At 52.7% G+C, this 12,537-nt stretch carries 10 protein-coding genes; 7 read left to right on the top strand and 3 right to left on the bottom strand.

Annotated elements, in window-relative coordinates:
* Positions 1-67: 67 nt before the first annotated feature.
* The 3 genes from tkt (at position 68) to KDD30_RS01370 (ending at position 4,571) form a co-directional block, all read left to right on the top strand.
* Positions 68-2,059 carry a transketolase gene (tkt, locus tag KDD30_RS01380; protein WP_211647042.1) on the top strand — a complete coding sequence of 664 codons (1,992 nt, stop codon included), beginning with the start codon at positions 68-70 and terminating at the stop codon, positions 2,057-2,059.
* Between the two features lie 363 nt (positions 2,060-2,422).
* Entirely contained in the window at positions 2,423-3,016 is a 594-nt protein-coding gene (locus KDD30_RS01375; protein WP_211647041.1) for a bifunctional 2-polyprenyl-6-hydroxyphenol methylase/3-demethylubiquinol 3-O-methyltransferase UbiG, read from the top strand.
* Between the two features lie 418 nt (positions 3,017-3,434).
* Entirely contained in the window at positions 3,435-4,571 is a 1,137-nt protein-coding gene (locus KDD30_RS01370) for an AI-2E family transporter (protein ID WP_211647040.1), read from the top strand.
* Between the two features lie 206 nt (positions 4,572-4,777).
* On the opposite strand, the gene KDD30_RS01365 is transcribed toward KDD30_RS01370, so the two are convergent.
* Together KDD30_RS01365 and KDD30_RS01360 are read right to left on the bottom strand one after the other, a co-directional pair.
* A complete protein-coding gene (locus KDD30_RS01365) occupies positions 4,778-5,803 on the bottom strand; it encodes a porin (RefSeq protein ID WP_211647039.1) in 1,026 nt (341 codons plus the stop codon).
* A 446-nt stretch (positions 5,804-6,249) separates the two neighbouring features.
* Positions 6,250-6,504 carry a hypothetical protein gene (locus tag KDD30_RS01360; protein WP_211647038.1) on the bottom strand — a complete coding sequence of 85 codons (255 nt, stop codon included), beginning with the start codon at positions 6,502-6,504 and terminating at the stop codon, positions 6,250-6,252.
* A gap of 149 nt (positions 6,505-6,653) precedes the next feature.
* Between KDD30_RS01360 and KDD30_RS01355 the strand changes: the two genes are divergently transcribed.
* The 3 genes from KDD30_RS01355 (at position 6,654) to KDD30_RS01345 (ending at position 10,297) form a co-directional block, all read left to right on the top strand.
* Positions 6,654-7,262, top strand: a complete 609-nt coding sequence (locus tag KDD30_RS01355) for a Crp/Fnr family transcriptional regulator (protein WP_211647037.1) — start codon at positions 6,654-6,656, stop codon at positions 7,260-7,262.
* 100 nt (positions 7,263-7,362) lie between these two features.
* A complete protein-coding gene (locus KDD30_RS01350; RefSeq protein WP_211647036.1) occupies positions 7,363-8,124 on the top strand; it encodes an SDR family oxidoreductase in 762 nt (253 codons plus the stop codon).
* A 106-nt stretch (positions 8,125-8,230) separates the two neighbouring features.
* Positions 8,231-10,297 carry a BCCT family transporter gene (locus KDD30_RS01345; protein WP_211647035.1) on the top strand — a complete coding sequence of 689 codons (2,067 nt, stop codon included), beginning with the start codon at positions 8,231-8,233 and terminating at the stop codon, positions 10,295-10,297.
* Positions 10,298-10,333: 36 nt separating this feature from the next.
* Here KDD30_RS01345 and KDD30_RS01340 read toward each other — a convergent pair whose 3' ends face one another.
* Positions 10,334-10,990, bottom strand: a complete 657-nt coding sequence (locus KDD30_RS01340; protein WP_211647034.1) for a pyridoxamine 5'-phosphate oxidase family protein — start codon at positions 10,988-10,990, stop codon at positions 10,334-10,336.
* A gap of 98 nt (positions 10,991-11,088) precedes the next feature.
* On the opposite strand from KDD30_RS01340, the gene KDD30_RS01335 reads away from it, so the two are divergent.
* Positions 11,089-12,537, top strand: a complete 1,449-nt coding sequence (locus KDD30_RS01335) for a PLP-dependent aminotransferase family protein (protein ID WP_249199172.1) — start codon at positions 11,089-11,091, stop codon at positions 12,535-12,537.

Below are 12,537 nucleotides of genomic sequence, written 5' to 3'. Positions count from 1 at the left end.
TGAGAGCAGCACATCGCTGCTCTCAATCGTTTTATGACTAACCTGTATTGAGTAAGAAGAATTAATTATGGAACGTAAAGTACTGGCGAATGCAATCCGTGCCCTGAGCATGGACGGTGTACAACAGGCGAATTCCGGCCACCCGGGCGCACCGATGGGCATGGCGGACATCGCTGAGGTTCTGTGGCGTGACCACCTGAACCACAACCCGCAAAACCCGAACTGGGCTGACCGTGACCGCTTCGTGCTGTCCAACGGCCACGGCTCCATGCTGATTTACTCCCTGCTGCATCTGTCTGGCTCCGCGCTGTCGATTGACGATCTGAAAAACTTCCGTCAGCTGCACTCCAAAACACCGGGTCACCCGGAGTACGGCTACGCGCCGGGCATCGAAACCACCACAGGTCCACTGGGCCAGGGCATCACCAATGCGGTGGGTATGGCGATTGCGGAGAAGTCTCTGGCAGCACAGTTTAACCGTGACGGCCACGACATCGTTGACCACTACACCTATGCATTCCTGGGCGACGGCTGCCTGATGGAAGGGATTTCTCACGAAGCGTGCTCTCTGGCAGGGACGCTGGGCCTGGGCAAACTAATCGCCTTCTGGGATGACAACGGCATCTCCATCGACGGTCATGTGGAAGGCTGGTTCTCTGACGATACACCGAAGCGTTTTGAAGCCTACGGCTGGCATGTCATTCCAGCGGTAGACGGCCACGACGCGGCAGCCATCAACGCGGCGATTGAAGCGGCAAAAGCCGATCCACGCCCAACCCTGATTTGCACCAAAACCATCATTGGTTTCGGCTCTCCGAATAAAGCCGGCTCTCACGACTGCCACGGTGCCCCGCTGGGTCACGACGAAATCGCAGCAGCCCGTGAATTCCTGGGCTGGCAGCACGGTCCGTTCGAAGTGCCTGCAGACGTTTACGCACAGTGGGATGCGAAAGAAGCAGGCGAAGCGAAAGAAGCGGCATGGAATGAAAAACTGGCCGCTTATGAAGCCGCGCATCCGGAACTGGCTGCCGAGTTCAAACGCCGTGTAAACGGTGAACTGCCAGCACAGTGGGAAGAAGCCACCCGTCAGATCATCGCTGATCTGCAGGCAAACCCGGCGAACATCGCTTCCCGTAAAGCCTCTCAGAACGCGCTGGAAGCTTTCGGTAAGATCCTGCCTGAATTCATGGGCGGCTCTGCAGATCTGGCACCTTCCAACCTGACCCTGTGGTCGGGCTCCAAGTCACTGACGGCGGATGATGCCTCCGGTAACTACATCCACTACGGTGTGCGTGAGTTCGGGATGACGGCCATCATCAACGGTATCGCCCTGCACGGCGGTTTCGTGCCTTACGGCGCCACCTTCCTGATGTTCATGGAATACGCCCGGAACGCCATGCGTATGGCTGCGCTGATGAAAGTGCAGAACATCCAGGTTTACACCCATGATTCAATTGGTCTGGGTGAAGACGGTCCAACGCACCAGCCAGTTGAGCAAATGGCTTCTCTGCGTCTGACCCCGAACATGAGCACCTGGCGTCCCTGTGATCAGGTTGAGTCTGCCGTGGCCTGGAAACTGGCCATCGAGCGTAAAGATGCGCCAACCGCGCTGATCTTCTCGCGTCAGAACCTGGCTCAGCAGGAGCGTAACGACGCACAGGTTGCAGATATCGCCAAGGGTGGTTATATCCTGAAAGACTGCGCAGGCAAGCCTGAGCTGATCCTGATTGCGACGGGTTCTGAAGTGGCGCTGGCTGTGAATGCTGCCGCTGAACTGAGTGCCGAAGGCAAGCAGGTCCGTGTGGTTTCTATGCCATCGACCGATGCATTCGACAAGCAAGACGCGGCTTACCGCGAGTCTGTGCTGCCATCAGATGTGACTGCACGTATCGCCATTGAAGCGGGTATCGCAGATTTCTGGTACAAGTATGTTGGTTTTGACGGCCGCATCATCGGCATGACCAGCTTCGGTGAATCAGCACCGGCTGGCGAGCTGTTCAAGCTGTTCGGCTTCACCACTGAAAACGTGGTCAGCACCGCGAAAGAACTGCTGGCGTAAGTCACTGCTCGCCGCAGCAATCTCATCACTAAAAGTAAGAAGGCCAGTTTTGACTGGCCTTTTTTTACCCTCACAATCATTGACCGAATCTAAGGCTCATTCGAACGTCTTTTCGTTCACTTTAATTCAATGTGAAAACCATCCTGCCTCAATACATATAACACATATTGAAATAAAAAATTAACGCCACAGAATCTGGCACGAGACGTTACATCAACCTCCCTTCCTATTCTGGTGCAGAATATTTCAGAGACATTCCAATAAGCATCTATGCATTCTTTGAATGGCATCATATTTTATTGATAACACGATTGAACTCATTTGTTTTTTGTCAGAGATTCTCCGATTTCCTCAATAGCATTCATGATGATCGATTGGACTGATTACATTGATAAAACCAACGGATACAACCCTTCTCAATTATTGATGAGAATGGAATATATGCTACAAAGCCTCGACGGCTTACATGTCTTGGATTGTGGATGTGGCGCGGGGAATGATTTAGCGTTTTTAATTCAAAAAGGTGCCATGGTCAGCGGATTTGATGCATCTCGATACGCCATAGACATTTGTGGAAAACGTTTGAGTCATCAAGCGAATCATATCATCCGACTTGAGCATGCCAGCTTTGAGGATTTTGATTATCATCGTTACGATGTCGTTGTGTGTAATTCCAGCCTGTATTTTTGCAAAGAAGTTTCTTTTGAACAGGTATGGCGAAAGATCACACATAGTATTGTGCTCGGTGGCCTTTTCTGTGGCACTTTACTTGGCAATGAAGATGGATGGAATAACTTCGAATTCGATACCACTTCTTTTAAAAAACCAGAAGTCTTCACGCTTTTTTCTGATTTCGAAATCCTGTTGTTTGAAGAAAGAAATAAAGATGGATTTTCATCCAACGGGCAGGCCAAGCATTGGCATTCTTTTCATGTGATTGCGAAAAAAATCAAGTAAACCCGCAATATTCCCTCAATGAAGTGCCTTTTTCCTGACCGGGCGCGCTTACTGGCCTGCGCAGTTCCTGACACTCTTGATCGCCAGCCTGCTGCTTGATGTCAGGGAAGTCACTGTGACAGAACAAGGACGGAATGCCCTCAGGCTTGGCAAACGTTCAGAACGAAGCACGCAGAATGCCGCGTCATCTCCAGCTTTTTTCTTTTAAAATTCTCTCTTCTTTTCAAATGAAAGTATCAGTTCTAGTCTGAACGAATACAGTTTACAGAACTGACGTTGATCATCTGCCTGAACCTGCATTTGATAGGTACTGAGATCGAATTCTGATGACACTGCCGTGAGCATGAAACATGACGGCCACTGCAGGCAACAGCGTATCCAGCTCTATCAGCGCTCATACTCAAAATCAGGAACCAAAATGGATAGACAACCGGAACAACATCAGAACAAAATTTTCATCAGCAATATGGTGGAATCAGCGATCCGCATCGGCTTGCTGCTGGTACTGCTGATGTTCACGTACGACATCATCAGACCGTTTATCATCCCTGTGATCTGGGGGGCGATTATTGCTGTAGCGCTGATGCCACTGACGCTGAAAATCCAGCACTGGTATGGCAATCGCCGAGGATTCGCAGCGACAACCGTTGCCTTGTTGGGGATTATGCTCTTAGTGACGCCGCTCGTCATGATCTCGGTTTCTGTCTACCACGCGTCGATCCAAGTGCTGGAGACGCTGCAACAGGGTCAGGTGAGTCTTCCGGGGCCAGACAGCAGAATTGCAGATATTCCAGTGATCGGCGATAAGCTGTTCGACATGTGGCGTTTGTTCGCCACGAACCTGGAAAAAGCCATTCAAACCTTCCTGCCGCAAGTCAAATCAACCCTGTCCGCTTTCATTGGTGTGCTGGGTGGTGTGTTAGGCGACATGCTGATCTTCATCCTCTCGCTGGCGATTGCCGCTGGTTTTATGACCTACTCAGAAAAAATTACCGCCTCGTTAAAGACAGTTGCTGTGCGCGCAGCAGGTACAAACGCCGCGCATTGGACATCTCTGATTGCAGCAACAATCAAAAGCGTCTTAATTGGCGTTGTCGGTGTCGCGGCCATTCAGGCGCTACTGATTGGTGCCGGCTTCTTTATTTTTGGCATTCCGGCGGCAGGCCTGCTGACCTTACTCCTGATGATTTTATGTATCGCTCAGTTGCCAGCTCTGATAGCCGTTCTGCCCGTGATCATCTACATGTACCTGACCCGAGACGCCACCACGGCAACACTGTTTACCGTCTGGGTCGGTATCGGTTCGCTGGCGGACAACGTGCTCAAACCGATGTTGATGGGCCGCGGGGTCAATGTCCCTATGCCCATCATCCTGCTCGGTGCAATTGGCGGCATGATGTACTACGGCATGACGGGCCTGTTCCTCGGTGCGGTCATTCTGGCTATCTGGTATGAACTGTTTGTCTTTTGGATAAAATTAGAGAAGCAGGAAGAAACAAAAGCCGACATTTCCCCTCAGCAAGACGCCACTCGTTCAGAAACATCTGATCCATAAAGGGGATCTGTATCATGCTGAGAAAAAGTACCGGGGTACAGAGAACCCAGTGACAGCCAAAGGCCGGGCGGCTTTCAGCAAGTATGTTGGCTGGCATCGCAGTGCAAAAGTGAACCCGAAAACTGACATCTGAATGCCACTGTGATTGACAAAGAAACGCCGCAGGTCTCCCCGCGGCGCTGTCTTGGATGGGTTTACCGAACACGTTACAGGTAGTAACGCATGCCGAAAATCCACTTATCATCTTCAGGGACGTTGATATCATTGCCGAGATCAAACTGATAACCCGCAAATCCAACGAAGCTCGACGTAAAGTTATATTCCGCCTGCAGCGCCGACTGGCTGAAGATAGTGTTGTTATTCTTGTCGTCCTCAACTGATTCGTAGTTCACACTCAGGTTCAGACTATTCGGAAGTGCGTACGCCAGCAGCGCTTCAATCGCAACCGACTCTTCCAGACCCTGGTTCATGTACTCATTCATGGCATACACAATAGCCACGTACAAACCTTCATCATAATAGTCACCATAGTTAGCACTGAACATATTCGACTGTGCCGTTTCGTCGAAGGTGGTATTGGCAATCTTGACATCACCCGTGCTAAAGGCATAGTTCAAGCCGAAACCCATGATGGAATAGTGCAGTGCGATCTGGAAGCGATCATCATACTGGGCTTCATCTGTACCACCAGCAAAGGTTTCTCCGGTCGTCGTTCCCTGCCAGCCCAAGCCAAAAATCAATTCACCGGCTTCATTCAGGTCGAGCGCATTGAAATAAGAGATCATCCGCTCGGCACGAGCAGTACCCAGTGGGCCTTGATCGTCGTACAGGAAGTCGTTCGCAAAGGCGATGGGTAAATCAGCAATGCCAGCTCCGTCATAGTATGGCGACCATTGCGTGCCGACCACAACGCGACCGTAAGTATTATGGGTCACCCCAATGTAACCCAGACGCGTCGTAAAGGTTTCTTCGCCACCTTCCAGAACATTCAGGGCCCATTCGCCTTTCGCATCTGCGGTATAACCATTCCCGATATTCTGTGTCGCATTGACGTTGATGCGCGGAGAGACTTGCTGTACTTCAGTTTCACCTTCCTCAGAACCGCCTAAGCCGACAGAAACATGACCACCGACGGAGAAGGTGGTGTCCCCTTCATTGTACAACTCGACCGCGACTGCCTGAGACCCATAGAATGCAGCTGCCACTGCAATTGCCAAATGCTTTTTATTCATATCATCTTTCCATCTTTTGTTGTGTTCTTATGCGCCAATACACAGCGTTATGACAAAAATGTGAACATGTGAAACGAACAATCAAAAGCGTAGATAAAGAATTCGATAAGTGCATAAAATGGCGACCACAAAATTCTTCAAAACATATGTTACATCGCATTAGAGACCACTTTGCCCGCAATAAATGCTTTCAAGGTATTTGTTTCCCACGAAAGCCAGCCTTTGGATTCACAGCATCACCCGGCAATCAATTCCGCAGTGACACAATGACTCTGCGAGCGTAACTACAACCACAATCTGAGAATATAAAAGTGTCATCGACGTGGCTCGGCAACTGAGCACAGAGACATTCATCGAATCGCGGGTGGATCAGAGGAAGAATAAGGCAGAAAAGCCAGCTCAGGGCGATGAACCGGCATAAATGCGGTGAAGGTTTTGTCCGGTGACTAGCGTTTTCCCAAAAATGATAGCAGTGATTTCACGGCATACAGGAAGAAAGGAATCGCAATCAATGCCGAACCCAGTGACATCGCGACATAAGTGTAGGCTGTCGTGGTCGTTGTAAATTGAAAAGAGGCAGCAAAATTCTGATAAGCCTGGATGCAGAAGAAAAAGCAGCCGATGGTCGCGATCGTCACGCCCAGTAAGCTTCTGATTTTCGACCAAAGAAATTCATTATTTGCCATGTTATTGTCTTGCATTCGACCTTCTCTCAGGAGCCAAAATGAATAAAACGCCTCATGAATAAGGCGGATGTTTTGACGAATGAGTTAAATCAGAGGCAAATGCAACCTGACGACGATACACTGCTGAACAGGTAATCAGCGAAGTTTTCCAGGCAAGGAAGCCCATGACACAGCATCAGACCGAACACTTATTTCAGCATCTCAGTCAGTTGGTTCCGCTTGATCAGAAAGACTGGCAGCGCTTGCTCAACCTGAGTCGTCTGGTTCACTACCGGGCCGGGGAGCCGATTTTTATGCCCGGTACAATCAACCGCGAACTGCGGTTTATCTGCGAAGGTCTGGCCTGCCATTACTACATCAAACCGGACGGCACGAGACGTAATAAATCCTTTCTTCAGGTTGCAGATGTTGCCTCCAGCCTTTCTGCCATGCATACCGGTGAACCCGCCCGTTTTGGTTGTGAAGCCTTGCAGGACACCTTGTGTCTGTCCCTGTCTTATCCGGATTTCCAGAACCTTTGTTGTTTCCAGCCGTGGCAATCACTCAGTCAGGCACTGCTGACCCGTTTGGCGCTGAAGAAAGAAACCCGTGAAGCCGATTTGCTCCTGATGTCACCGCTCGAACTCTACCAACAATTTTGCACCCAGCACCCAGCGCTGAATCAGTCCCTGCCGAATTACCAGATTGCCGCTTATCTCGGGATTTCAGAAGTGTCTCTCTCACGCATCCGCGGCCGGCTGGGGGTTCAGCATCCGTATCAGCGCCACAGGTAAAACACAGCTCTTTTTAACCTTTGTTAAAGTCTTTTCTGCCTGCTGTCTGTACTTTGGCTCCGTACCCATCACACCGCCATCGAAGGCTGCAGGAGATCACATGAAACAGACTCAACTCACCGGCAAAACCATTGTCATATCAGGCGGCAGTTCAGGAATCGGGCTGGCACTGGTCAAACGGCTTCAGCAGGACAATACCGTCATCGTGCTGGGCCGGGACAAAGCCAAACTGGCCCAGCTTGAAACCCGGGGTCTGGTCACTTTCAGCCTGAATATTGCCGAGAAAACAGAGCGACAGGCCTTCTTTCACTGGCTGGATGAGCATTACCCAAACTTTGATGTGCTGATCAACAATGCCGGCTGGAGCCGTCCGCATCAGTTGGCGGCTCGGCAACCGGATCAGACCGATGAGGAAAGCTGCGAAGATTATGAACTGGAGCTGCGCCACAATCTGGAAGCGCATATCGGCATGACCCTGAATGCCCTGCCCCGGCTGCTGAAGCAACCCGGCGCGTTGATCATTAATGTCACCACCGGGCTGGTGTATAACCCCAAAGCTGCCAACCCGTTCTACTGCGCCGCCAAAGCCGGGCTGCACAGCTTCACGCAGAGTCTGCGCGAACAACTCAGGACGCAAGATCTGCAGGTGGTTGAAGTCCTGCCGCCGCTGGTCGATACTCCTTTCCATCAGAACGGCTTGCCAGCGACAGTCCGGGCCATCTCACCTCAGGATGTCGCACAAGCAATCCTCAAAGGACTGCAGCACAACCAGCATGAAATCCGGGTGGGCCTGTCCAAACTGGCGTACCTTCTGGGCCGCATCAAACCCAGTCTGGGCTTTCATCTGGTGAACCGGCAGTAAGATTCAGCACAAGTGTCAAACGACACTTGTGCCTTTAGAATCACTCAGATGCAAACCGTCACGTATGCCATACTTGGGAACAAGGTTTGAATCGTGGAGTGAGACCATGTCAGCAGAAACCCCAACAGAAGAAAAACCGCAGCGCCATTCAACAATTCTGATCCCTGTTTTCATTCCTGCCGTGGCCGTCATTTTACTGATGGTGATCGGCACCATCAGTAACCCGACCCTTGCCGGGAAAGTCTTCTCTGAAACCCTGAGCTACGTGACCCAAAGTTTCGGCTGGTTCTATATGTTATCTGTCGCGATCTTCCTGTTCTTTATTGTGACAGTTGCCCTGACCAAATGGGGAGAAATCAAACTCGGGCCCGATCACGCCGAGCCGGAGTACAGTTTTCCGGCCTGGTTCGCCATGCTGTTTTCCGCGGGTTACGGGATCGCCCTGCTGTTCTTTGGCGTGGCAGAGCCCGTCCTGCACTATGCTTCGCCGCCCGATGGTCCGGCGATGACGGTGGATGCAGCCCGGCAAGCCATGCAGATTGCATTTTTCCACTGGGGATTTCACATCTGGGCCATTTATGGACTGGTCGGCCTGACACTGGCCTACTTTGCCTTTCGTCATGGTCTGCCGCTGTCGATGCGTTCAACTCTTTACCCGCTCATTGGCGATAAGATTCACGGTCCCATCGGTCATACGGTCGATATCTTTGCCATCCTCGGTACCCTGTTCGGGATTGCCACCACGCTGGGGTTATCCGTCGCGCAGATCAATGCCGGTCTGAATTACCTCTGGCCATCCATTCCGGTCAATACCACGGTGCAGATCATCGCGATTGTGGCCATTACCGCACTGGCGATTTTTTCGGTGGTGGCCGGGATGGATAAAGGGGTCAAGCGCCTGTCGATCCTGAATATGGTGCTGGCGATTTCGTTAATGCTGTTTGTGTTCGCCGTCGGGCCAACCATCTTCATTCTCAATACTTTCATGCAGAATACCGGCAGTTACCTGAGCAATATTGTCGAACGGACCTTTAACCTTCAGGCCTATACTGCCAGCGACTGGATAGGTAACTGGACCCTGTTTATCTTCGGCTGGACCATTGCCTGGGCACCTTTTGTCGGACTCTTCGTGGCGAAAATCAGCCGGGGCCGCACCATCCGCCAGTTCGTGGTCGGGGTCATGGTGGTTCCGACCATCTTCACCTTCCTGTGGTTTTCTGTGTTCGGCGATACGGCGTTACACCTGATCATGGTCGAGGGCTATACCCAGCTCATCCAGGAAGTGCAGAACGATCAAGCCATCGCCCTGTTCAAATTACTGGAACAGTTACCCCTGACCTCGATCGTTTCATTTATCACGGTCTTTCTGATCATTACCTTCTTCGTTACCTCATCGGACTCCGGTTCGCTGGTGATCGACTCACTGGCCTCCGGCGGCGTGGCTCATACCCCTGCCTGGCAACGGGTGTTCTGGGCGTCCATGGAAGGATTGGTCGCGGCGGTGCTCTTGCTTGCCGGTGGTCTCAGCGCCCTGCAGACTGCGTCCATTGTCAGCGCCCTGCCATTCGCGATCATCATGCTGATCGCGGCAGTCGGCATGTGGCGAGCACTGGTGATTGAAAGCCATCACAGTCAGAGTCTGGAACAGCATGTGCAATCGCGCTCCCGCCATGGCAGCAGTAAAGCCGGCCCGGGTTACTGGAAAAAGCGGCTGGCAAATATTGTCGATTTCCCGGCCAGAGAAGAAGTCTCCCGCTTTATTCAGCGGACGGTCTTTCCCAGCATGCAGAAAGTCGAACAGGAGCTGGAGGAGCAAGACTGGGTGGCTGAAGTCACTTATGATGAAGAAAACTGCCGGGCCAAATTTGAGGTGTTTCAGGAAGGGAAACTGGAGTTCCTGTATGAAGTGCGTCTGAGAGGCTATTTGCTGCCCGATTTCGCTTTCCCGGAAACCGACCACAATCCTGAAGAACCGGAGCATTATTACCGGGCAGAAGTCTTCCTGCGCCGGGGCGGCCGGGCGTACGACGTTTATGGCTATGAACAGCAGGATATTATTTCAGACATTCTGGATCAGTTTGAAAACTACCTGCACTTCCTGCATGTCTCTCCCGGCATCCTGCCGTGGAATATGGAAGAGGAGGAAGATGAGGATCAACAGGCGAAAGAGTAATCTCAGCGCCCTCCCACCGGGAGGGCTTCGTCTGATTTATTTCACCCAACGCGACCCATACGCTGCACTGTAATCCGGGGTTGGCACAGATTCATGCAGATCTGCTGCCGCTTTCAGCGGGCCGACCACGGTCCGGTACGGGATGAAACCCGCCCAGGCCGGGACCGCCAGATCCGCCCGATCATCATGCACCGGGCCATTGCTGATTTTCACCGAGGCTTCGGTCAGCGGCATCCGCAACACAGACGTCGCAGTCAGCTCCTTATCATTGCCAAGCCGGACATCCTGCGTTCTACCGGGGGCAATCTGCTCGACAAAATGATTCAGGACCCGGTCTTTTTCTGCATTGTCTTCAACGGTTTCAAACGGGCCAAACACCAAAGCCGAACGATAATGCGCGCTGTGATGAAACGCAGAACGGGCCAGCACCCAGCCATCAAACAAAGTAAAGGTCAGACAACTCTGCTCCGCCTGCTTCAGGTGCCGGATCAAGCGGCTGTTGTTCGCGCCGTGAATATAAACGTACTCATCGACCCGCCAGGCCAGCATGGGAATCACCACCGGCCCGTGCGCGTCGCAGATCGCCACGTGCGCCATCAGGCTTTCATCAATAATGTCGTACAACGCCTGAGGTTCCTGCACCGCTTTGTGTGCTGCCTTCCTGATTTGAGTTCTTTCTGTATGCGATAACATGATCGTCCTTGCGCCACTGCTCAGTCATAATGCTGGCAATGTACGGGCAAACTGGTCTATTTTTTAGAACCAGTTTTAAACGATTGATGGAGCCAGTGATGTCATATCTTCCCCCACAGCTGATCGAAATCGGTGATCTGACACTCGCGACGCAGACGGGCAGCCGTCAGGAGCGGCTGTTTCACGCGATTCGCGACAAAATTGTCGGCAACTTGTGGCCAACGGGTGGGAAATTGCCATCAACACGTCACCTTGCCCAAGAACTGAAACTGAGCCGCAATACGGTCACGGCGGCTTATGAACAGCTGGTTGCCGAAGGGTATATCGACAGTCGTCAGGGCTCCGGGTTTTATGTAGCGGTTGAACTGCCGGAACATTTCATCACCGCTGGCGCAAACCGCCACAGCCGCCAGCCGGTGCCTGCCGTCAAACGCACCGACCTCAATCTTCCCTTTGCCCCGGGCGTGCCGGATCTGGCGGCCTTTCCCGCGGCAAAATGGCAGAAATTACTGCAGCGCCATGCGGGCCGACAAGCCTTGATGGGCAATCAGGATCTGCAGGGCTTGCCCGAGCTGCGTCAGGCGCTGTCGGCGTATCTGGCCACCAGTCGTTCCGTTCACTGCGATCCCAGCCGGATCATCATCACGGCCGGAGCGCAGCAGGCACTGTCGCTGGCATTGCTTTCCACGCTTACGCGTGGCGACAGCGTCCTGATGGAGCAACCCGGCTACACGCAAATGCGTAAAGTCATCGACTGGCAGGGTTATCCGTTGGAACCACTGCACATCCGGGCGCAGTCAGGCCCGGATGTCACCGCGATTCGCGCCAGCCACGCCAAAGCGTTATACCTGACACCGAGCAATCAGTATCCCATGGGCACCACGCTGAATACCGAGCAGCGGCTGGGCGTGATTGACTGGGCCGTGCAGGGACAACGCTGGATCATTGAAGATGACTACGACAGTGAGTTTCAGTTTGCGCACCGGCCTTATACCAGCATGCAGGGGCTGGCCGGACAAATGGGCCATGACAACCGGGTGCTCTATATCGGCTCCTTCAGCAAAGTGATGTTTAACAGTCTGCGGTTGGGTTATCTGGTGGTGCCAGAATCGCTGGTTGAGCGGTGTCTGATGATCAAAGATGCGCTGACTGGCGACACCCCGGCGCTGATGCAGGCTGCTCTGGCTGATTTTATTCAGGAAGGCGATTTGTTGCGCCATATCCGAAAAATGCGCCGCCGTTATCACGAAAAACACCAGCGAATGCTCGCGGCCATCAGCACCTGCTTCGGAGCGCGCATTCAGGTGATTAGCCAGCCTGCCGGACTGCATGTCACCCTCCGCTGGGAGAACGGCCCCAGCGAGACCGTCTGGACAGAGCGAGCCGCGGCCGCAGGGATCATTCTGCGACCGCTGAGTGACTACGAACACCCGGCCCACCGCATCAGAGACTGGCAGGGTGCAGTGCTCGGATTCGGCAATATAGCGCCCGAAGCGATCATGCCGCTGATTGCCCGTTTGGCTTCACTGTTTCATCACTCCCCCTGA

It is taken from the genome of Photobacterium sp. GJ3, from assembly GCF_018199995.1.
GTDB lineage: Bacteria > Pseudomonadota > Gammaproteobacteria > Enterobacterales > Vibrionaceae > Photobacterium.
This window is presented reverse-complemented; position numbering and strand designations above follow the sequence as displayed.